This is a genomic window from Paucibacter sp. B51 (assembly GCF_027863535.1).
Lineage (GTDB): Bacteria > Pseudomonadota > Gammaproteobacteria > Burkholderiales > Burkholderiaceae_C > Paucibacter_A > Paucibacter_A aquatilis.
The window spans coordinates 3,014,146-3,036,011 of sequence record NZ_JAPIVN010000001.1; the positions used below are offsets into that span (position 1 = coordinate 3,014,146).

A 21,866-nucleotide genomic window follows, 5' to 3' on the forward strand; every position below is an offset into this window, starting at 1 on the left:
TCAGCCATGCCAGCTGCTGAAGCATCGAGCGTCGTTCCCGCCAGCGACAACGCCCTCGCGCAGGTCTTGCGCGACTTGGCTGCGTCCGGCGCAAAGGTCATGGTGTTGACCAACGCGTACACCGCCCGCATCGCGGCCGACGATGGTACGGGCGCGTGGAAGGAGGTTGCCCGAGGAGACTTTGGCCTCAAGAGCGGCGTGGCCGCCCAGCCCATCGCTGATGCCGCCAATCTGGCTTGGTGTGAAGTCCCCGGCGCGTTGGCAGCTATGGACTTTGCTACAGTGGTGGGCAGCCCGGTTGACGCCACCTTCGTCGATGCCTGGCTCGCAGCTGCAGACGCGCTCACCGGCTCTGACGGCCGCGGCGCTTCTCCGGCCAAAGACGATCTCAACCACCTCGGCTACCTCGCCGGCTGGCGATGCCAGTTCTCCGGCTGCGGCAAGGATCTGCGACGTGAGAGCCTGAGCGGCACGCCGGGCAACTTCTCGTACTTCGCCCACATCATTGCTTCTTCCGCCAAGGGGCCGCGCGGCGATGCTTTGCTGTCAGGCCAACGGTCGAGCGACATCGACAACATCATGCTGATGTGCGACGAGTGCCATCGCCGCATCGACCGTGTGGACCCGGATCGCTTCACCGTGGACGTGCTGAACAAGATGCGCCAGGACAGCATCAATGAGGTTCGGCGATTACTCAACACGCTGCAGTATCCGGAAGTACTTCCGCTGGTCATCATGGGCAACATCACGGCGCAGTCGCCGCGGTTCAACCAGCGCGACGCCGAAGAGGCCATGTGGACAAGGCAGCTGCGAATGGCATCCGGCGGTCCAGAGCGCCACCTGTCCAACGAGGGCCGCCTGCATGACCCGCATAGCCCGACCTATTGGGGGACCGCGTTCAACAGCTTGGCGGAGGATCTCCCGATGCTTCGCAAGCGCCTCAACGGCACGCTGAAGGACGATGGCACGCGAATGCCGGTTGCAGTCTTCCCGCTGCACGGCACGTCCTTCCTGACGCTGGCCGGGCGCGTCGTCGGCGAGGGCACCAGGGTCACGGTCTTCCAGTTCAATCGAGATCGGCCGGCCGGTCTGCCGGGTGGACCTTGGGCGTTCGACGAAAACACGCCTGCTCCCGCGCCGGGCAAGTACACCGCAACCGAGCTCGCACCGCATGCCGGCGGCAACGAAGCGTGCCTCATCGTCTCCCTGACATTTGGCTTGGCGCCGGAGCGACTTCCGCCGTCGCTCTACGCCGATGGCGCATTCAAGGTGGGTGCCATGCATGTCACGACCGCCAACGTCGACGACCTCAAGCACAGCGTGTTCTCGCATACCAGCGACATCGACCTGTTCGCTCTGGCGGTCGAGGACGCCATCCGCACGCTTCAGGACCAGTGGCACGTTTCGACGATCCACCTGTTCATCGGCGCCCCGGCTAGCGCGTGCTTCAAGGTCGGCCAGAAGCTGCAAGCGCGCAACCACGCCACGGTCATCTGCTACGAGAGCAAGCCCGGAGCAAACGGCTCATTCCTACCAACTATTGCCATCGCCAACACCACAGCAACGGAGTTGCAGACCCATCAATCGATATCGCTGGTCTGAGCAGCACGATTGCCCCCGCCGAAGACCAAGGTCCCGCCTGACAAGGCTAGACGTTCGATACTTGGAGCTCGTCCTGAAGGCTAAAACCGGTACGGATACGTTGGAGCAGACCAACTATCACGCACCAAGATGCCTATCACCATGATCCAAGACATCGAAGTAGATGCGGCCTTCCCGCAGTTCAGCGAGCTCCACAGCCTCATCTGCTGGAGAGCCCGGAACCTGGAGAGCGACGCCGCCATAGCGGTGGTCGTGCCTAACGACGCGCTCCCTGACCAACTCGGCGTCGACAGCGAGATGCTCATCATCAGCCTTCAGGATGACGTGTAGGCTTTCCTCCCCGACCTCGCAGTGGCGGAGCTGGACGTCTGCAACACCGTCAGCGCTGACCTGCAAACTTGCACGTCCATGCTAATGCTGCAGTCCCACCAACTGGCAGTGGAGATAAATGTCCGCTCGCTAAAACCCGGCTTTCCGCGCATTGGCAACTCCGGCTGGTCTTACCTCGGCGTCGCCGCAGGAAACAGGCTCGTCATCGCGCAGCACTGCATGGGCCGAGAATGGCTGGAGAGCCATCGCGCCGGCGCTCAGGGCCCCAGCGAGCGCCTTTACTACTAAACCTATGCGGAGCAGACGGGCCGGTCGGCGCATAGCAGCCGCTCGCGGGTGACCGCTGTGGGCCCGACACCTGATCGTCGGGCCGGCCGGTCTGACTGGCATCAACCGCTGCATAGATGCCGGCCGACGGCCAACGATGCCTTCAGGCTGATCTGAGACGTTCGACGCCTGAGTCCTGAGCGGCGCCAACGACGAACACCGGTGATCCAGCGCCGGCTGCCCTGACCGACAGCGTCACCGCCGATTCCTGTCGCCTGATCAAGGCCGGCCTAGCAAGCCGGCCCGAACGCCCCGGTTTGCTGCAGGCTCAAAGCGGCCCTGAGCTGTAGGTCAGTCATGCCGCGACCGTCTGACCTAAACCAACTGCCTTCCGCGGAAATCGGGGCGGTTCAGTCCGAAGTCGCGATACGGTACCGTCACCGATACCGTCGAGCGGAGGGTGAACGGAGGCGGCAATACCGTCAGTCATAGACGGGGCCAGAATCAAACTGTCAGAGCTAGCCAGCAGTGATTGAGACTAGCTCGTTGGCGTCCGGGGCGTCGCGGTCGTCGGTCAGTCCAGTGGTGCGCTCGGACGGTATTGGTGACGGTATCAGTACGGGCGAGGTATCGCGGACCTGCTCCCTTCCCGGGAGGGGCGAATTGGATTGACAATCGAGTGGGTGTGTCGGGCGGCGGCACGTTCATGCGTCTGTTGTACATGCCCTCTCTAACTCCTCTAGTGCTGCGCGCAGTTCGGGCAAGTAGTCGTACGCGTCGTAGTGGCGGTCTTGCACTCCACTGATGCCATGACTTTGGAGCCTTCCGCGTGTGTCTTTGCTGATCTTCAGGCTGGCCAGGACGGTCTCCACGCCGCTTCGAATTCGTTTGGTCTGAAAGCAGGCGATCTTGTCGCCAACCGCATCGCTGGCCCAAGCACTCAGGGTCGAACTGACGACATGGGTTGCGCCGACGTTTTCGCCCGCGGCTGTAGAGATTGCATATTCACCCGACAGGTCTAGCTGCTGAATGGCTTCTTGCGCTTTTCCGGTTAGGGGCAGGGTATGCCTTCGTGCAGGCCGACCTGGGCGCCCCTTGCCGTCGAAGATCGTGATGCTGTCAGCGGTCACGTCAGCAGACTTCAGTCGGACCATTTGTTCGATTCGCTGCCCGCCTGTCAGCAGGTGCAGTCTGAGCGTCGCGCCCTTGATGCCAGGCAAATCCTTGATGCAATTCCAATAGATCCGCATTTCGTCAGCGGATAGCGGGTTCTTGTCGGCCTTGTTGGCGTCACTGTTGGCGGCGGTTTCAGCTGCGGGGTTGTGCTTGACCTGGTAGCCCTTGAATGCAACCGGAATCTTGGGGTTCGTCTTGGCTTTGCGAGCGACCTCGTAGGCCGCTCCCATATAGGCCCGGAGCTTGTTGGCTGTACGCTCTTTGCCCGCCTCGATCAGTCTTCGGCTCATGTCCGCCACTTGCTCGTCGGTCACGTCCGTAGCAGGCTGACTTGCAGTTTCAGGAAAGGCCGCTATCGCGTGATTGGTCAGAATGGATTTGGCGTCCTTGAATGAGGTTCGGCCGAGCGATTCAAGATAGAGCCAATAGGCTCTCAGCAATTCGGCCAGCGAGTACTTGCTGCGCCGGTCAAGCTCGGCTTGAGCTTGGGCTAGTGCAGCCGCTTGGTCGTTGATGGCTTTGGCTTGGGCTTCTGCCTTGGCTTGTACAAGCCCCGCATGCCCACCTTGGCTCTTGGCATCGTCGTGCTGCAATGCCAGTCTTGTTGCTTCAGCCGTTGCTGCGGCAATAGTCCATCGGCCGTCGATGGGGGCTAGGGTCTTGGGCGGTAACTTACCGTCGTAAAGGCCAATCTCAACACGGTCAGTCCCACCTTTGAATGTGTAGCGCCAGTAGAGTTTCACCGCTCCGCTGGATAGCTTGCGAGCTTGCAGTGCGCCGTTTGGAATGACCTTTGCCATCGTGATGAACTGTCCTGGCTTCAGGCCTGCGAGTGTCTCGCCAGCAGTTTTTTGTACTTTGGTCGCCATCCCTTGCCTCTCCATCTGGTGCCAGTCTGGTGCCAGTATTGCCTCAGCGATTTGGAGCTGGTGCCAGTCTGGTGCCAGTTTTGGCGCGATTGATGTTGGAAATTCTAGGACGTTGCTGGCAGCGTTTCTATATGAATCAACAACTTACGATTGATGTGTTGTCCGGCTTCAGCCGCGAAAATCCATATTTTTCGGACTCTTAATCCGTAGGTCGAGTGTTCGAGTCACTCAGGGCCCACCAAAATTAAGAATGGAACAAGCACTAGATGCGAAAGCAGCTGGTGCTTTTTTCATTGCCGCATCGGAATCGACGCGTGCTATCCGAATTGAGTGGCTGCAATCACAAGCTCTTGCGCGAAGTCCTGTCCATGCGTTCAGCAGGACGCGCGTTGGGAAGTGGCGTAGCGATGTGAGAAAGGGAGAGGCGCGCCTGTGCGCGGGCCCAAGTGCGGCTTCAGTCGCGCGCAGCAGGCGGTTGGTCGGGCGATCCGACCACGGACATGGTCTGGGTGCCGGTGACGATCATGCGCACCATCACCACCAATTGCTCGGTCAGCTCGGGCAGCTTGTCGCGAGGCAGGTCCATGGCGGTGGAGCCGATGGCAAACACCAGGCGGGTGATCGCCTTGGCAGTCAGGCCGGGCTCGTAGAGGCCTGTGCCATTGGCTTCGGCCAGGCGGATCAGGTCTTGGCGCAACTCTTCTTCGAAAAAGCTCAGCTGTCGGTCGACCGCGTGCTTGAACGCATCCGAGCCCACCGTGCCTTCGCGCAGCAGGATGTGCAGCAGCACATCGTTGGAGCTCAGCTGGTCCATGAAGGCCTGCACCGCGCTGCGAACCACACTGGTGCCGCCGATGGAGCGGCGGCGGGCTTCGCCAATGATGTTGCGCAGAGAGAGACCGGCCAGCTCGATCAGGGCTACGGCCAGCTCGTCCATGTCACGGAACTGGCGGTAGAAGCTGTTGGGCGCAATGCCGGCTTCGCGCGCCACCTCGCGCAGGCTCAGGGAAGAGACGCTGCGGTGCGGGCCGACCAGCTTGAGGGCGGCCTGGATGATGTCGTCGCGGGTGATCAGGGCCTTGCGGCCAGGGCCGCTGACACTCGGCGCCTCGTGCGCGTCCACGGCAAGCACCGAAACCGGGGTTTCGAGGGCGGCAGCGTGGGGCAGGGGCGCGAGCGTGGGGGTCATGGAGGCGGTCGGTGCGAGGCATGCATCATACCGACGCTTTAATTAATATACGAGCGTATATAAATTTGTATGCTCATGCATATAATCGCCTCAGTCCAGTGTTTCCCCCTGGACGGAGTGTTGTTCGTGAGCGCATTGACCCCCGCAGTTTCCTCCCCGTCCGCCTCTTCTCCGCGCCAGCAGCCCCCATTGCTGCGTCGCTGGGCGGGCGCTTTTGTCGACCCCGCCGTGTTTGACTACTGGGCCGGGCACCTCAACCGCCTCTGGACCTGGGAACGCCCCCTGGCTCGCGTGGTCGAGCGCCGCGAGGCCGCGCTGGGTGCCGTCACTCTGGTGCTGCAGCCCAACCGCCACTGGCAGGGCTTCATCCCGGGCCAGCATCTGAACCTCGGCGTCGAGATCGAGGGTCGCCGGGTCACCCGCTCCTACAGCCTGTGCGATGTGCCGCGGGCCGATGGCCGCTTCGCCGTCACGGTACAGCAGGTCGATGGCGGTTTGATGTCCACCCATCTTTGTACGCGCACCCGCGTGGGCGATGTGCTGGACATCGGCCCGGCTTTTGGTGACCTGGTGCTGCCAAGCGCCCTGCAAGGCCGCTACCTGCTGCTGGCTGCGGGCAGCGGCATCACGCCGCTGATGAGCTTGGTGCGTGAACTGGCGGCGCGCCAGATGCCGGTTCCGGTCACGCTGATGTACTGGGTCAAGACCAGCGCCCATGCTTGTTTTGTGCCGGAGCTGCAGGCCCTGACTCAGCGCTTTCCGAACTTCCAGTTTCAACTGATCGCCACCCAGCAAGGCGGCCGCCGCATCGATGCCGATCTGCTCGCGCCGCGCCTGGCTGGTGTGGGCGCCGAGACCCATGCCCTGGCCTGCGGCCCGGGCGGCTTTGCGGCCCAGGCGCGCGAACTGCTCGCGGGCCAGGCGGCCAGCTTCAAGGCCGAGGCCTTCACGCCCGCCGTGCCCTTGAACACCGACAGCAAGCATCAGGTGCAGGTGGAACTGCGCCGCTCCGGCCGCACGCTGGAGGTGGCTTCGGGCATGTCCCTGTTGGCTGCGCTGGAGGCCCAAGGGGTGCGCCCGGCCTCGGGCTGCCGCATGGGCATCTGCCACAGCTGCGTCTGCACCAAGCACGAAGGCCTGGCCGAAGACATGAACACCGGCGAGCGTTGCAGCGAGCCCAACAGCGCGATTCGCATCTGCGTCAGCCGCGCCTGTACCGACCTCAGTTTGGATCTGTAAACAAGCTCATGAGCAAGTCCCTGACCCGCAATCTCTCGCCGGCCGAGCTGGAAAGCTTCGGCGCCGAAATCGAGGCCCTGCGTGCCCGCACCGTGGCCGATCTGGGCGTGCGCGACGCGCGCTACATCCGCAACATCTTCAAGGCCGTGCGCTGGACCGAGGTGATCGGCCGCGCCGCCCTGATGATCGGCGCTTTCCTGCCCATGCCCTGGCTGATCGGTTTCTGGATCGTCGGCGCGCTGAGCCTGGCGCTGTCCAAGATTCTCGACAATATGGAGCTGGGCCATAACGTCATCCATGGACAGTTCGACTGGATGGGAGACCCCAAGTTCCAGGGCAAGAGCTTTGAGTGGGACATCGTCGGCACCAGCGACAACTGGCGCAAGACCCACAACTTCCGCCACCACACCTACACCAACATCCACGGCCTCGACGACGATATCGGCTATGGCCTGCTGCGCCTCTTCCCTGAGCAGAAGTGGCAGCCCCTGGCGTTGATCCAGCCCATCGTGGCGGTGTTTTTCGCGCTCTTCTTTCAGTGGGGCGTGGCCATCCAGAACCTGCCCAAGGGCGGCTATTTCGGCAAGCACGGCCGCGCCGCGCGCCGTGAGCTCAAGCTGGCCGGCCGCAAGATCTCGCACCAGCTGATCAAGGATTACCTGATCTTCCCGGCCCTGGCTGGCCCGGGCTTCCTGGTGGTGCTGGCGGGCAATCTGGTCGCCAATATGCTGCGCAATGTCTGGACCTACACCATCATCTTCTGCGGCCACTTCACCACCGAGGTCGAGACCTTCCACCGCAATGTGCTGAAGAACGAGACCCGCGCCCACTGGTACTGGCGCCAGATCCGCGGCTCCAGCAATCTGGCCGGTGGCTTTGTGCTGAACACGCTGTCGGGCAATCTGAGCCACCAGATCGAGCACCATCTCTTCCCCGATGTGCCTGCCAATCGCTATGTCGAGATGGCGCCGGTGGTGCGCGACATCTGCCGCCGCTACGGCGTGCACTACAACACCGGCTCGCTGCCCAAGCAGTTCGGCCAGGTGATCTGGCGCATCTTGCGCCACAGCTTCCCGAGCCGGCCGCGCCGCGCGGCGGTGGCCAGCCTGCAGGGCTGATTCGTACGCGCGTCCTCCAAGCGAGGGTCGAATGAGAAAAGGGCGGAGCGCCATCGGCGCTCCGCCCTTTGTCGTTTCAGGCCCGGTGGCGGCCGCTCACCAGATGCGCAGGCGCTCGGCGGCCGGCTTGAACAAGGCGTCACCAGCCTTGGTGCCGAAGGCCTCGTGGAAGCCGTCGTGGTTGCTGACCGTGCCGTTGGCGCGGAACTCGCCGGGCGAGTGGCTGTCCGTAGTCAGCTGCTGCAGCAGGCGTTCGTCGCGGTACTTGTTGCGCCAGATCTGCGAGAAGCCGAGGAAGAAGCGCTGGGCGCCCGTCGTGCCGCCGATCACCGGCGCCGGCTTGCCGCCCAGCGAGCGCAGATAGGCCTTGTAGGCAATCTGCAAGCCGGACAGGTCGGCGATGTTCTCGCCCAGGGTCAGGCGGCCGTTGATGCGTTTGCCGGGCAGGGGCTGGTAGCCCTCGTACTGCGCCACCAGCTTGGCGGCGATGGCTTCGAAGGCGGCGCGGTCTTCCTGGGTCCACCAGTCGCGCAGCACGCCGTCGCCGTCGAACTGGCTGCCGCGGTCGTCAAAGCCGTGGCTGATCTCATGACCAATCACAGCACCGATGGCGCCGTAGTTGATGGCGTCGTCCGCTTCCATGCTGAAGAAAGGCGGCTGCAGGATGGCGGCCGGGAAGACGATCTCGTTGGCCGAGCCGCTGTAGTAGGCGTTGACGGTCTGCGGCGTCATGCCCCATTCCTTGCGGTTCACCGGCTGGCCGGCCTTGGCCACCATGCGCTCCCAGGCGAAGCGCGCCGCGCGCTGGCTGTTGCCAAAGGCATCGCCGGGCTTGACCTCGAGGCGGCTGTAGTCGCGCCATTGTTCGGGGTAGCCGATCTTGGTCGTGTACTTGGACAGCTTGTCCTGGGCCTGCGCCTTGGTGGCCGGGCTCATCCAGCTCAGGCCGTCGATCGAGTCCTTGTAGGCCGCCATCAAATTGGCCACCAGGGTCTGCATGCGGGCCTTGTAGGCGGCCGGGAAGTGGCGCGCCACCCAGAGCTCGCCCACCGCCTCGCCGAGCGCGCTGTTGGTGTCGTTGATGGACTGCTGCCAACGCGGCAGTTCCGTCTTGGCGCCGGTCAGGGCCTGGCGGAAGGCGAAGCTGGCTTCGCGCACCGCCTTGGGCAGCACATCGGCGCTGCGGCTCAGGGCGTGCAGGCGCAGGTAGAGCTTCCAGTCCTCCAGCGGCTGCTCGGCCAGCAGGCCGGCCAGGGCGCGGATGGCGCTGGGCTGGGCCACATCGATGCTGGTGGTCTTGCCCAGGCCGGCCGATTCCAGATAGGCCATCCAGTCGAAGCCGGGCGCCTGCTCGCGCAGATCGGCCACGCGGGTCGGGTTGTTGGTCTTGACCGGGTTGCGGTTGTCGACCTTGTCCCAGTGCACGGTGGCGATGCGCTCTTCCAGGGCCAGCACGCGCTGGGCGGCCGCGGCGGGCTCGGCTTCACCGGCGATGCCCGCCAGCTGGCCCAGGTAGACGCGGTAGGCCTCGCGAGCCTTGGCCATGCGGACGTCATCCTTGAGCAGGTAGTAGTCGCGGTCCGGCAGGCCCAGGCCGCTCTGGCCCATGCGCACGCCGTTCATCTTGGGGTTCTTGGCCTCGGCCGTCACACCCACGCGCACCGGCGAGGCGGCGAAGAGCTGTGAGCGGCCCAGCCATTGCGCCAGCGCCGTCCGGTCCTTGATGGCCGAGATCTCTTTCAGCAGCGGCTGGATGGGCGCCAGGCCGGCGCGCTCGATCGCCTCGGTGTCGAGGTGGCTGCGGTAGTAGTCGGCGATCTTCTGGGCATTGCTGCCGGCCGCATGCTGGCCGCGGGCCAGCTCGTCGATCAGGGCGCGCACGCGCGCGTCGGACTGGTCGATCAGCAGGTCGAAGCTGCCATAACGCGATTTGTCGGCGGGGATCTCGGTGTTCTTCAGCCACAGGCCGTTGACGGCGCGGAAGAGATCGTCCTGCGGCCGCACGCTGGGGTCGAAGCTGCTGCGGTCCAGGCCCTGGATGACCGGGGTGCTCGTGTCTGCAATCGTCGCGGCCTGGGCCGCAACGGCGCCGCAGGCCAGTGCCACCAGCAAGGGCAGGGTGGCGAGCCGGGAAGGGTGCTTCAACATGGGCGGATTCCTTGTGAATGGTGTCGGAGACTCGGTGGGGTGCATCGCCTCACCAGATGCGGATGCGCTCGCCCTCGGGCTTGAACAGGCGGTCGCCCTTGCGGGTGCCGAAGGCCTGGTGGAAAGCGTCGTGGTTGACCACGCCGCCGTTGGCGCGGAACTGGCCCGGCGAATGCGGGTCGGCCATCAGCTGTTGCAAGAGCAGGGGCGGGCGCACCTTCTCGCGCCAGATCTGCGCGAAGCCGAGGAAGAAGCGTTGCTCACCGGTGTAGCCATCCAGCACCGGCGCCGGCTTGCCGCCCAGCGAGGCCTGGTAGGCCTTGTAGGCGATCTGCAGGCCCGACAGGTCGGCGATGTTCTCGCCCAAGGTCAGCTGGCCATTGACGCGCTTGCCGGGCAGGGCCTGGTAGGCGCTGAACTGCTGGGCCAGGCGCTGGCCCAGGGCCTCGAAGGCCTTGCGGTCGGCCGGCTGCCACCAGTCGCGCAGCATGCCGTCGCCGTCGTACTGGGCGCCCTGGTCGTCGAAGCCGTGGCTGATCTCGTGGCCGATCACGGCACCGATGCCGCCGTAATTGACCGCGTCATCGGCCTTCATGTCGAAGAAGGGCGGCTGCAGGATGGCGGCCGGGAAGACGATCTCGTTGAAGGTCTCGTTGTAGTAGGCGTTGACCTGTTGCGGCACCATGCCCCATTCGCTGCGGTCGACCTTCTGGCCCACCTTGGCGGCCTCGCGGGCCCAGGCGAACTGCGCCGCGCGCTGCTGGTTGCCGATCGCGTCGCCGGCCTTGACCTGCTGGGCGCTGTAGTCGCGCCAGACATCGGGGTAGCCGATCTTGACCAGGTATTTGGACAGCTTGTCCTGCGCTTGCAGCTTGGTCTCGGGCGTCATCCAGCTCAGGCCGTCGACCGAGCTCTTGTAGGCGGCCAGCAGATTGGCCACCAGCTCCTGCATGCGCGCCTTTTGCGCCGGCGGGAAATGCTGGGCCACGTAGAGCTCGCCCACGGCTTCGCCCAGGGCCTCGTTGATCGCATCCACGCCTTGCTTCCAGCGCGGCAGCTCCTGCTGCGTGCCGCTCATGGCGCGGCCGTGGAAGGCAAAGGCCGCGGCGCGGAAGGGCTGGGGCAGCACGGCGGCGTGGGCGTCCAGGGTGTGCAGCTTGGCATAGAGCTTCCAGTCGGCCAGCGGCGCTTCGGCCAGCAGCTGGGCCAGGCCGCGGATGGCGCTGGGCTGGGCCACGGTCAGCTTGTCCACGGCCTTGAGCTGGGCGGCGGCGAAGAAGGCGTTCCAGTCCGGGCCCGGCGCGGCGGCGCTCAGCTCGGCTGGCGTCATCGGGTTGTAGGTTTTTTGCACATCGCGGCTGCTGACCACGTCCCAATGCGCCTTGGCCATGCGCGTTTCCAGGGCCAGCACGCGGCGTGCGGCTTCGGCCGGCTGGGCTTCGCCGCTCAGGCGCGCCAGCTTGCTCAGGTAGGCCAGATAGGCGCTGCGGGCCTTGGCCAGGCTGGGGTCGCGCTGGTTCAGGTAGTAGTCGCGCTCGGGCAGGCCCAGGCCCGACTGGGCCAGCTGCAGGCGGTTGACCATGGGCGCCTTGGGGTCGGGGCCTAGGGCCAGGCGGAAGGGCTGGCGCAGCTGGCCCTGGGCCGAGCCCAGCCAGACCAGCAATTGCTCGCGGCTGGCCAGTGCGGCGATCTCGTCCAGGCGCGGCTGCAGGGCGCTCAAGCCCTCGCTGTCGATGCGGGCGGTGTCCAGAAAGGCGGCGTAGAACTGGCCGATCTTGGCCTCCTTGCTGCCTTCGGCCTGAGGCTGCGCCGCCAGGCCCTCGGCCAGGGCGCGCACGCGCTGGTCGCTGAGCTCGGCCAGTTTCTCGAAGCTGCCCCAGGAGCCCTTGTCGGCCGGGATGGTGGTGGCCTTGATCCAGCCGCCGTTGGTGGCGCGGAACAGGTCGTCCTGCACCCGCACCTTGCGGTCGAAGTAGGGCAGGTCCAGGCCGGAGGCCGGTGCGTCTGCGGCCAGGGCCGCGCCGCTGGCCAGGGCGCTCAGGCCCGAGATGCCGGCGACGTGGAGCAGGGCCACCAGGGTGCAGTGTTGAAAGGCGTTCATGGCGGGAGTTCGCAAATCAAAGATCAGGTTCAGAAATGGGAAATGCCCGGCTTCCTGCGAAACCGGGCATTGGCAATCGGGGCAGACCGCGCATGTGGAGATCGGTTGGCGCGAGCCTACCCGGCATGGCCGGGCGTGCCGAAAGTCAGCGCTCGGGAGTTTCCCGAGTCGACCTTCAAGGCTGTGTTCAATCCAGCGAGACGCGCTGGCCTTGCACCCAGACCTGCTGCAACTGCAGCTCAGGGTCGAACACCACCGCATCGGCCCAGGCGCCGGCCTGCAGGCGGCCGCGCTCGGCCAGGCCCAGGTAGTCGGCCGGGTTGCGTGACAGGCGCGCCGAAGCGTCTTCCACGCTGAGCCCCACCTCGACCAGATTCCGCAAGGCCTGATCCATGGTCAGGGCGCTGCCGGCCAGGGAGCCGGTGGCCAGGCGCACGCAGCCTAGGCACTTGAGCACGCGCTGCGAGCCCAGGCTGTATTCGCCGTCCGGCATGCCGGTTGCCGCGGTGGCGTCGGTCACGCAGTAGAGCTTGGGGATGGCGCGCAGGGCCGCGCGCATGGCGCCCGGGTGCACATGCTGCAGATCGGGGATTAGCTCGGCATACTCGGCATGGGCCAGGGCCGCGCCCACCATGCCGGGCTCGTAGTGGTTGAGGCCCGGCATGCCGTTGAACAGGTGGGTGAAGCCGGCCACGCCGGCCTTGAGTGCGGCCACGCCGTCCTCGTAGCTGCCGGCGCTGTGGCCGATCTGCACGCGGATGCCCAGGGCGCTGAGCTCGGGGATCAGGGCCAGGTGGCCGGGGATCTCGGGCGCCAGGGTCAGCACCTTGATGGCCGCCAGGGCAGAAAAGGCCTGCACCGCTTCCAGCGTGGCGCGACTGACGATGTCGGGTTGGGCACCGAGCCGGCGTGAGCTCAGGTAAGGGCCTTCCAGATGCACGCCGAGGATGCGCGCCTCGTCAGCCCGCGGCTCGGCCATCACCGCGCCAATGCCTTGCAGGGCGCGCTCGATATCGCCTTGCGGCGCGGTCATGGTGGTGGCCAGCAGGCTGGTCGTGCCGTGGCGGGCATGGGCGCGCGCCACGGTGCGGGCGCTCTCGCCGCCCTCCATGATGTCCACGCCCAGGCCGCCGTGCACATGGAGGTCGACAAATCCGGGCAGGATCAGCCGGTCCTCGGGCGCGCTGGCGTCCTCGTGCAGGGCGGCGATGCGCCCATCGGCTAAGAATTCGAGATGGCCGCGCACCCAGCCCTGCGGGCCGAGGATGCGACCCGAGAGGGACTGCGGGTTCATGGATTTGAGGCGTTAGGGATTCGCATGGAAGAAGAAGCGCGATGAAGCGTTCAATCCACCACGATCAGTTCGATGCCGAGGCGCTGCAGGCCTTCGCGATACTCGGTGCTGATGCCCGCATCGGTGATGACGGTGTGCACCCGGTCCATCTGGATGATGCGGTGCAGGCTGACGCGGCCGAACTTGGAGGCGTCGCTGACGACGAAGACCTTTTTGGCGCGCTCGACCATCTTGCGGTTGATGCTGGCCTCGGCCTCGTGGTGGGTGGTGATGCCGAACTGCAGGTCCAGGCCGTCCACGCCGAGAAACAGCTTGTCGAAGTTGTAGCCGTTCAGGCTGGCCTCGGCCTGCGAGCCCTGGATGGACAGCGACTTCTTGCGCAGCAGGCCGCCGGTCAGCATCAGCTCCACGCCCTCGGCATCGGCCAGCTCCCAGGCGATGTTCAGGCCGTTGGTCATCACCGTCACGCGGGCGTCGGCGGGCAGCTGGCGCAGGTGGCGGGCCAGGGGCATGGTGGTGGTGCCCGAGTCGATGATGATGTTGTCGCCCGGCTCGACCAGGGCCGCGGCGCGTGCGCCGATGCGCTCTTTCAGCGTCGAGTTCAGCTCATCCTTCTGGCGGATGTTCTGCTCCTGCGGCGGCATGCGGTTCAAGCTGGCGCCGCCGTAGTTGCGGGTGACCAGGCCCTGGTCCTCGAAGACGCTCAGGTCGGTGCGTATGGTCACGGCCGACACGCCCATCATGGGCACCAGCTCGGCCACCTGCACGCTGCCGTTCTCCATCAGCATTTGCAGGATCTGTTCGCGCCGCTCTCGGGTATTCCTCATGGACTCGTGGCTTTCGATTCAAGGGGTTTTTGAGGCTCAAACTCAAGCTGGCTCGTGGCGGGCTCGGTTCAAAGCTTGTGATCGGAATGAATCTTAATTGAACGAAAGAATCGAGCTATTGGTACTTTCGATGTGTCGGCGCCCCGGCCGGGCGCTCAGGCGGGGTGGCGGTTGCGGGCACAGGCCCGGGCGTAGCGGGCCAACTCCAGCCCCACTTTGTGGCGGGCCAGGGCTGCGGGCTCGGCGGCCAGCTCGCCGGCCAGCACGGCCTCCAACTGCTGCGGCAGGTGCTGACTCAGCAGGGGCAGGGGAATGCCGCTGGACTTCAGATTGGCGATCAGGCGCTGCAGGGCGGTTTGCACCTCGGGCTCGCCCCAGTAGTAGCGGCAGCGGTCGCTGAAGGCAAAGCGGCGCAGCAGGCGCTGCTCGTCTGGGCTGCCGGCATAGTGCTTGGCCCAATGCTTGGGCTCGTTCAGCATGCAGCGCTCCAGCACACCGGGCAGATCAGCCTGATGCTCGGCCGGCAGCAGCTCGCGCTCGATGGCCGAGAGCGCAAACCAGGCCTCGCGCAGGGCAAAAGTGACTGCTGGGCCGACCTTGAGGATGGCGTAGTGATCTCGCACCAGGGCGTGCAGCGAGGCTTCCGTCTGGTAGTCGGTCGAGTGGGCCTCGAAGACCAGGCGCGGCTGGGTTTCGATGAAGGCCGACAGCGCCCCTGCGGCGGCCGGCTGGTAGTGCTGGACCTGGCTGTGGTCGAAATCGACGCCGGGCTGCACCACCATGGCGATCACACGTTGCCATGCTGCTTCCAGGCCCTGGGCCGCAAAGGCCTGCTCATGCACGGCCAGGGTGGCGGCGGCGGCCGCCGGCGCGGTGACGGCCACGCCGCCGCCCAGCGAGGCTTCGCCGCCCGGCACCGGCACCTCGGTGCCGATCACATAGACCGGTGGCGCCACACCCAGGCGCGCGGCCGTGGCCTCGGCCACCAGGGCCAGATCGGCCGAGCGTGCGGCCACGGTCGCGTCGCTGAGCGGCCGGGTGTCGTCGGCACAGGCCATGCTGCAGTCGAGGTGGATCTTCTCGAAGCCCGCCGCCACATAGGCCTCGATCAGCACGCGGGCATGGCCCATGGCATCGGCGGCCGGCAGATGCTGCCAGGCATTGGGGCCCAGGTGGTCACCGCCCAGGGCGATGCGATCGATCGGGAATTGAGTCTCCGCCGCCAGGGCCTGCACATAGTCGCGGAACTGCGGCGGCGTCATGCCGGTGTAGCCGCCGAACTGGTCCACCTGGTTGGAGGTCGATTCGACCAGCAGCGGTGTGTCGTAGGCGCGCGCCACCTCCATCGCCGCCTGCAGCACAAAAGGGTTGGCCGAGCAGACGCTGTAGAGGCCGACGGGCTGGCCGCTGCGGTGGGCGGTGATGGTGGCGAGCAGATGGGACATGGGGGCAGGCAGGAATGGAAATGGGGGCAGAGCGGCTTCAGCTCAGGCGCTGGCGCGCCAGCAGCGCGGCACCGCGCGCGCCGCCGGCATCGCCGAAACGCGGCGGCAGGATGGGCGGCACGCTGACGCCCTGGAAGAGATGCGGGCCTATCGCCTCGGGCAGATCGGTGTAGAGGCTTTGCAGCTTGGACAGCCCCCCGCCCAGCACCAGCACATGGGGGTCGTAGGCCATGATCAGGCCGGCCAGGGCATGGCCCAGCAGGTCCAGATGCACGGCCAGGGCCTGGTGCGCGTGGGCCTCGCCCGCATCGGCCGCGGCCACGATCTGGGGCACGGACTGGCCTGCCGGGCCGCCGAAATGCTGGAACAGGGCCGCCAGGCCGCTGCCCGAGACATAGCGCTCGACACAGCTCTGCAGCCCGCAGGCACAGGCCAGCAGGGGCAGGCGGTGGCGCTGTTGCAGCAGCGCCGGCAGGGCCCAGTGGCCCCACTCACCGGCCAGTCCGTTGTAGCCGCCGATCAGCCGGCCCTGGACGCAAAAGCCGCCGCCTGCCCCGGTGCCGAGAATGGCGCCGAACATGGACGCAAACCCTTCCGCCGCGCCGCCTTGCGCCTCGGACAGGGCAAAGCACTGGCAGTCATTGCCGATGGCCACGGGCCGGCCCAGGCGCTCGCGCAGGGCTTGCGGCACGGCGCGGCCGCTGAGCGCGGGCACGTTCGAGCTGAGCTGCAAGCCGGTCTGCGGGCTGATGATGCCGGGCAGGCCCAGGCCCACGCGGCCGCTGCAAGCCAGGACCCGGTCGGCCTCAATCACCAGCTCGGCAATCGCCTCGACAAAGGCCTCGAAATCCTGCGTCGGCGTGGCCACGCGGCGGCGGTAGAGCTCGGCGAAGCCGGGCTCGCCGCCATCAAAGGCGACCAACTCGATCTTGGTGCCGCCGATGTCCAGGCCGTAGCAGGGCGCGCCGGCCGGCGGGCTGGACTCAGTCGCAGTGGACACGGGCGGATTCGACATAGGGATAAATCTCCACACCCTGCACGACCCGGTTGACCGTGCCATCGGGGAAGGGATTGTCCGGCGTCAGGCCCAGGGCCACCGAGCGGTGCAGGGCGTACTGCTGCGCCAGGATCAGCCACAGCGTGGTCAGCCAGCTGTCGCTCAGGCCGCTGGGTTCGGCGCTCAGGGCGCGGCTCAGCAGAGGGTTGTCGCCCTGCAGCGCGCCGGCACCGGCCTCGCCGATCAGCAGCACGCGGCCGGCGATGCCGTCGCGCAGCAGCTCGTTCAGCAGGTCCTGCTCATAACGGCGCGCATGTGCGTCCTGCGATTGGAAGATCACGACCAGGCTCTGGCCATTGAGCATGGATTTGGGGCCGTGGCGGAAGCCCAGCAAGGTGTTCGAGAAGGCCAGCACCCGGCCGCTGGTCAGCTCCAGCACCTTGAGTGCCGACTCTTGCGCCAGCGCCTCCAGCGGGCCGCTGCCCAGGTAGACGATGCGGTCGAAAGGCTGGGCGGCCAGCTCGGCCAGGGTGGCCGCATGCTGGGCCAGCAAGGCCTCGGCGCGGCTCGCCACCAGTTCCAGGCGGGCCAGGCGTTCGGCCCAGGGTGCGCGGCTGAAGGCGGCCAGGGCGGCCAGCTGCATGCTGCTGAAGCTGCTGGTCATGGCAAAACCGCGGTCGCAGGAGGCGGCCGGCATCAGCAGGTTCAGGGTGTCGGCGCGGGCCGCGTTGTTGCGGTAGAGCTCGCCCTCGGCATTGCAGGTGATGTTCAGGAAGCGCGGCGCATCGATCTGCTGACGCAGCAGCTCGACGGCAGCCAGGCTTTCCGGGCTGTTGCCGCTGCGCGCGAAGGACACCAGCAAGGTGGGCTGCTCGCGCTGCAGATAGAGCTCGGGGTGGGTCAGCAGGCTGGTGGTGGCCACGGCGCGCACTTCGGCGGGCCAGTCGCGGTTGATCTCGTCGGCCAGGGTCTGGCCCACATAGGCCGAGCTGCCCGCGCCGGTCAGGATGACCCGGTGGCTGGGCTGGCTCAGCCATGCGTCGAGAAAAGCGCGCAGCTGGGCTTGATGGTCGGCCAGCGAGGCGGCCAGCTCGCGCCAGACGCGGGGCTGCTGCGCGATTTCCTCCGCCGTGGCCAGGCCTTGCAAGTGCTGCCAGTCGCTGGCGCTGCGGTTGAGAAGAGTAGTCATTGTTTTTATCGAAAGATTGTCGTGAAATTTATCGTTTAACTTTCGATTCGTCAAGCAAGCTCGCGTAAAGGAAAGAAATATCGATTAAACAAAAGAAATTGACTTTCGGGTGATCGCTTCAAGCCAGGCCGGCTGCGCCGGGCCGGCTGCGCCGGGCCGGATGCCCGCTGGCCCGTCGGGCTGCTTCAGCTGTCCTTGCGACGCAGTTGGTCCAAGGCCACGGCCAGCAGCAAGATGCCGCCGCGCACCATGTACTGGTAGAAGGCGTCGATATTGAGCAGGTTCATCGCGTTCTGCACCGTGCCCATGATGAGCACGCCCACCACCATGCCCGAGATGCTGGCGCGGCCGCCCATCAGCGAGACACCGCCCAGCACGCAGGCCGAGATCACATTGAGCTCGAAGCCCTGGGCCGCATTGGGCTGGCCGCTGGTGATGCGCGCCGCCAGGATGACGCCGGCCGCCGCCGCCACCACACCCTGGATCAGGAAGATGGTGATGCGCACGCGGGCCACGTGGATGCCGGCCAGGCGGGCGGCTTCGGGGTTGCCGCCGATGGCCAGGGTGTTGCGGCCGTAGACCGTGCGGTTGAGCAGCAGGGCGAACAAGGCCACGCAGGCGATGGTGATCCAGACCGGCACCGGCAGGCCCAGCCAGAAGGCATTGCCGAGCTCAAAGAAGGCATCGGCCGAGATGCCCACCGCCTGGCCACCCGCGGTGATGAAGGCCAGGCCGCGCACGATCTCCATGGTGGCCAGGGTGGTGATCAGGGCGTTGATCTTCCAGCGCGCGATCACCACGCCATTGACCCAGCCGATCACGGCGCCGGCCGCCAGGGCTGCGGCAATGCCCAGGGCGATGCTCTCGGTTTGGTTGATCACGGTGGCGCAGAGCACGCCGGCCAGGGCCACGGTGGAACCGATGGACAGGTCGAAATCGCGCGAGGCGATGCAGAAGGTCATGGCGCAGGCCACCATGCCGATCTGCGAGACCGAGAGTGCCAAGCCGATCATGTTCGGCACACTGAAGAAATACTCCACCGTCAGCGAGAGCACGCCGAAGAGCAGGGCGAAGATCAGCAGCAGGCTGTGCTCGTCCAGCAGGCGCAGCAGGGTCTTTCGGCGGGCGGGGGAGGCGGCTTGCATGGGCTCTGGCATGGGCGTGGAAGACAAAGAGTCGGTGCTCGTGTTCATCGGGGTCGATTCAGGATTCGGTGACAGTCGAGATCAGGGCTTCAGGCCGCTTGCGCTTCTGGGAGGGCGCCGCCATCGGGCAGGGCCAGGGCCAGCACCCGGGCCTCATTGGCCTCGCCGCGGGCCAGGCTGCCGGCGATGCGGCCCTGGCGCATGACCAGCACCCGGTCGGCCAGGCCCAGCACCTCGGGCAGCTCGCTGGAGACCACGACGATGGCCACGCCGCGCGCGGCCAGCTCATGCAGCACCTCGTAGATTTCGCTCTTGGCGCCGATGTCGATGCCGCGGGTGGGCTCGTCGATGATCAGCACCTTGAGCTCGCGCTCGGCCAGCCAGCGGGCCAGGATGGCTTTTTGCTGGTTGCCGCCCGAGAGCAGGCGGATCTCCTGCGCCGGGCTGGGCGTCTTGATGCGCAGGCGGGCGATGAACTCGGCCGCCACCTCGGCCTCGCGGCGGGCGTTGAGGAGCAGGCCCGGCGTGTTGCGCCGGCAGCTGAGGTTGATGTTCTCGGCCACCGAGCGGCAGCCGATGATGCCCTGCTCCTTGCGGTCCTCGGGGCAGAACATCAGGCCGGCGGCGATGGAGCCGGCGACCGAGTCGCCGCGCAGTGGCTCGCCGTCCAGCCACACCTTGCCGCTGCGGCGCGGGTCGGCGCCGAAGACCAGGCGCATCAGCTCGCTGCGGCCCGCGCCCATCAGGCCGAAGAAGCCGACGATCTCGCCGGCGGCGACGTCAAAGCTGGCCGGCTCGGGCAGGCTGCGGCCGCTCAGCTGCTGCACTTGCAGGCGTGGGCTGCGTGCAGCCGTTGCGGTATCCCTTGTGGACTTCTTCTTGCCGCTGCCGAACACATCCTGGATCTCGCGGCCCACCATGGCCTGCACCAGCTGATCGCGGCTGACACCTTGCAGGCTGGCGAAGCGGCCGACCGAGCGGCCGTCGCGCAGCACGCTGGCGCCGTCGCAGAGGGCAAAGATTTCATCCAGGCGGTGCGACACGTAAATCAGCACCTTGCCCTGCGCGCGCAGCTCGCGCACCAGGCGGAACAGGGTTTCGGTCTCGCTGTGCGAGAGCGAGCTGGTCGGCTCGTCCAGCGCGATCACACGCGCATCGCGCAGCACCGCCTTGCAGATCTCCACCATCTGGCGCTGGCCGATGGAGAGCTCGATCATGCGGGCGTCCAGGTCGAGCGTGATGCCGATGCGGGCCAGCTGAGCTTGCATCTGCGCGCGCGCCTCGGCAAAGCGCACAAAGCCCCAGCGCTGCGGCAGGCGGCCCAGCCAGAGGTTCTCCAGCACCGTCATCTCGGGGATGTATTGCAGCTCCTGGTGGATGACGGCAATGCCCTGGTTCAGCGCATCGGCGGCACTCTTGAACTGCAGGGTCTGGCCGGCGAACTGCAGGCTGCCGCCATCGGGGCGCAGCTCGCCGCCGAGGATTTTCAGCAGCGTGCTCTTGCCCGCGCCGTTCTCGCCCAGCAGGGCATGAACCTGGCCGGCCGGGATGTCGAGGTCCACGCCGCCCAGGGCACGCACGCCGGGAAAGGATTTGCTGAGCGCGCGGATGTGCAGGTCCTGCTTCATGAGGTCACAGGCCCAGGCTGGTTCGCACCTGCTTGAAATTGGCGCGGTCGGCCAGGGTGCCGCTGGTCAGGGTCAGCTTGGGGGGCTCTTTGCCGTTCTTGATCCAGTCGAACATGGCGACCGCCGTGTCATAGCCATGCTTGCGCGGGCTCAGCATCACGGTGGCGACGAAGCCGGTGGGCTCGGCCTTGGCGAACTCGTTGACGGCCGATTGGCTGCCGCCGATGCCCACGCCGATCACGCTGGCGGCCTTGAAGCCCTTGCCCTCGCTGGCGCGCACGCCGCCGAGCACGGCCTCGTCATTGGGGCCGAAGACCAGCCACTGCTTGAACTTGGGGTTCTGGGTCAGGGTCACGGTGGCGGCGTTGAAGGCGTTCTCGGTGTCGGCCTTGGGCATGGGGGCGCTGACGATGTTGGCGGCCGGCAGGCCGGCCTGGGTCAGCACGGCGCTGCTGCCATCGGTGCGCTCCTTGGAGGTGCTGAGCTGGTCATAAGTGACGCGCAGTGCGCCGACCTCGGCCAGCTTCCAGCCGCGCTTTTTCACTTCGGCCAGCAAGGCCTCGCCGACCTGGGCGCCGATGGCGCTGGCCGAGATGCCGACATGGGCAATCGCCTCGATCGGCTTGCCGGCGCCGTTGACCAGGCGGTCGTCCACGCTGATCAGCTTGAGATTGGCCTGGCGTGCCCGTGCCTGCAGGGCCGGGCCCAGCTTCACATCGGGGGCGCAGACGATCATGCCCTGGGCGCGCTGCGCGGCCAGGTTGTCGATGGCGGAGAGCAGCTTGTCGCCATCGGGCGCGGCGATCTTGATCAGGGTGAAGCCCTTGTCCTTGGCGGCCTGCTCGGCATGGCGCCACTCGTCCTGGAACCAGGGCTCGTCGACCTGCTTGATGATGAAACCGATCTTGACCGGCGAAGCGGCATCGGCGGCCAGGGCGGCTGTGCTCAGCAGGCCCGCAGAGAGCAGGGCGGCGCTGCCGGCCGCCAGGGCCAGGCGGCGGCAGATGGCGCGGCGGGCTGGGGGCAGAGGCAGCGCAGTGGCGGCGTCAGGGCTCGGTGTGGCGGTCGGTTTCATCGCATGTCTCCTCGGGGTCGGGCCTGCGGGCCCGTGGCGTCTGGATGGTTGGGGCGGGTGCTTCTTGCGCTGTGGCGCCTGCAAGCCGGGGCCGCAGGCGCAGAGGGCTGGCACGCAGGCCGGAGTTTCGTCTCTTTTGCGACCCGCGCCCGGCACTTCACCCGCAATGCTTCTGTTTAGTGCTTGTTTCTTTCGAAACGAAACCTTTAACTTTCGAAATTGCCGGC

Annotated in this window: 16 protein-coding genes; 4 read left to right on the forward strand and 12 right to left on the reverse strand. The window is 66.5% G+C overall.

Annotation, left to right across the window (positions count from 1 at the left end):
- The first annotated feature begins 6 nt into the window (after positions 1-6).
- Entirely contained in the window at positions 7-1,602 is a 1,596-nt protein-coding gene (locus OOB33_RS12975; RefSeq protein ID WP_271008987.1) for an SAVED domain-containing protein, read from the forward strand.
- A gap of 141 nt (positions 1,603-1,743) precedes the next feature.
- Positions 1,744-1,932 (forward strand): hypothetical protein, encoded by a 189-nt coding sequence (locus OOB33_RS12980; RefSeq protein ID WP_271008988.1) that lies wholly within the window; start codon positions 1,744-1,746, stop codon positions 1,930-1,932.
- Positions 1,933-2,903: 971 nt separating this feature from the next.
- Here the strand turns inward: OOB33_RS12980 and OOB33_RS12985 are convergent.
- Positions 2,904-4,244, reverse strand: coding sequence for an integrase (locus OOB33_RS12985; protein WP_271008989.1), 1,341 nt, complete (start codon positions 4,242-4,244; stop codon positions 2,904-2,906).
- Positions 4,245-4,698: 454 nt separating this feature from the next.
- Positions 4,699-5,433 carry an HTH-type transcriptional repressor FabR gene (gene fabR / locus OOB33_RS12990; protein WP_102769925.1) on the reverse strand — a complete coding sequence of 245 codons (735 nt, stop codon included), beginning with the start codon at positions 5,431-5,433 and terminating at the stop codon, positions 4,699-4,701.
- A 126-nt stretch (positions 5,434-5,559) separates the two neighbouring features.
- Here fabR and OOB33_RS12995 point away from each other — a divergent pair, with 126 nt between their 5' ends.
- Both OOB33_RS12995 and OOB33_RS13000 read left to right on the forward strand, forming a co-directional pair.
- A complete protein-coding gene (locus OOB33_RS12995) occupies positions 5,560-6,672 on the forward strand; it encodes a ferredoxin reductase (RefSeq protein ID WP_271008990.1) in 1,113 nt (370 codons plus the stop codon).
- An 8-nt stretch (positions 6,673-6,680) separates the two neighbouring features.
- Positions 6,681-7,790, forward strand: a complete 1,110-nt coding sequence (locus tag OOB33_RS13000; RefSeq protein WP_271008991.1) for a fatty acid desaturase family protein — start codon at positions 6,681-6,683, stop codon at positions 7,788-7,790.
- A gap of 96 nt (positions 7,791-7,886) precedes the next feature.
- On the opposite strand, the gene OOB33_RS13005 is transcribed toward OOB33_RS13000, so the two are convergent.
- The 10 genes from OOB33_RS13005 to OOB33_RS13050 all read right to left on the reverse strand — a co-directional run bounded on the left by OOB33_RS13005 (position 7,887) and on the right by OOB33_RS13050 (position 21,570).
- Complete coding sequence (locus OOB33_RS13005; protein ID WP_271008992.1) at positions 7,887-9,938, reverse strand: M13 family metallopeptidase; 2,052 nt, start codon at positions 9,936-9,938, stop codon at positions 7,887-7,889.
- Between the two features lie 49 nt (positions 9,939-9,987).
- On the reverse strand, positions 9,988-12,039 hold the full coding sequence (locus OOB33_RS13010; RefSeq protein WP_271008993.1) for a M13 family metallopeptidase: 2,052 nt from the start codon (positions 12,037-12,039) through the stop codon (positions 9,988-9,990).
- 187 nt (positions 12,040-12,226) lie between these two features.
- Positions 12,227-13,333, reverse strand: coding sequence for an N-acetylglucosamine-6-phosphate deacetylase (gene nagA, locus OOB33_RS13015; RefSeq protein WP_271008994.1), 1,107 nt, complete (start codon positions 13,331-13,333; stop codon positions 12,227-12,229).
- A 50-nt stretch (positions 13,334-13,383) separates the two neighbouring features.
- On the reverse strand, positions 13,384-14,160 hold the full coding sequence (locus tag OOB33_RS13020; RefSeq protein WP_171828313.1) for a DeoR family transcriptional regulator: 777 nt from the start codon (positions 14,158-14,160) through the stop codon (positions 13,384-13,386).
- Positions 14,161-14,315: 155 nt separating this feature from the next.
- Positions 14,316-15,605, reverse strand: a complete 1,290-nt coding sequence (locus tag OOB33_RS13025; RefSeq protein WP_271008995.1) for a D-tagatose-bisphosphate aldolase, class II, non-catalytic subunit — start codon at positions 15,603-15,605, stop codon at positions 14,316-14,318.
- Between the two features lie 37 nt (positions 15,606-15,642).
- Positions 15,643-16,605 (reverse strand): ROK family protein, encoded by a 963-nt coding sequence (locus OOB33_RS13030; protein WP_271008996.1) that lies wholly within the window; start codon positions 16,603-16,605, stop codon positions 15,643-15,645.
- The gene (locus OOB33_RS13035; protein ID WP_271008997.1) at positions 16,589-17,791 is read right to left on the reverse strand and encodes an SIS domain-containing protein; all 1,203 of its coding nucleotides are present in this window, start codon (positions 17,789-17,791) and stop codon (positions 16,589-16,591) included. The genes OOB33_RS13030 and OOB33_RS13035 overlap by 17 nt, the downstream gene beginning before the upstream one ends.
- Before the next feature lie 185 nt (positions 17,792-17,976).
- Positions 17,977-18,936, reverse strand: coding sequence for an L-arabinose ABC transporter permease AraH (gene araH / locus OOB33_RS13040; RefSeq protein ID WP_223696849.1), 960 nt, complete (start codon positions 18,934-18,936; stop codon positions 17,977-17,979).
- A gap of 89 nt (positions 18,937-19,025) precedes the next feature.
- Positions 19,026-20,564: an L-arabinose ABC transporter ATP-binding protein AraG gene (gene araG, locus OOB33_RS13045; protein ID WP_271008998.1), complete on the reverse strand. Its 1,539-nt coding sequence runs from the start codon at positions 20,562-20,564 to the stop codon at positions 19,026-19,028.
- Positions 20,565-20,568: 4 nt separating this feature from the next.
- Entirely contained in the window at positions 20,569-21,570 is a 1,002-nt protein-coding gene (locus OOB33_RS13050; RefSeq protein ID WP_271010050.1) for an arabinose ABC transporter substrate-binding protein, read from the reverse strand.
- Between the last annotated feature and the right edge of the window lie 296 nt (positions 21,571-21,866).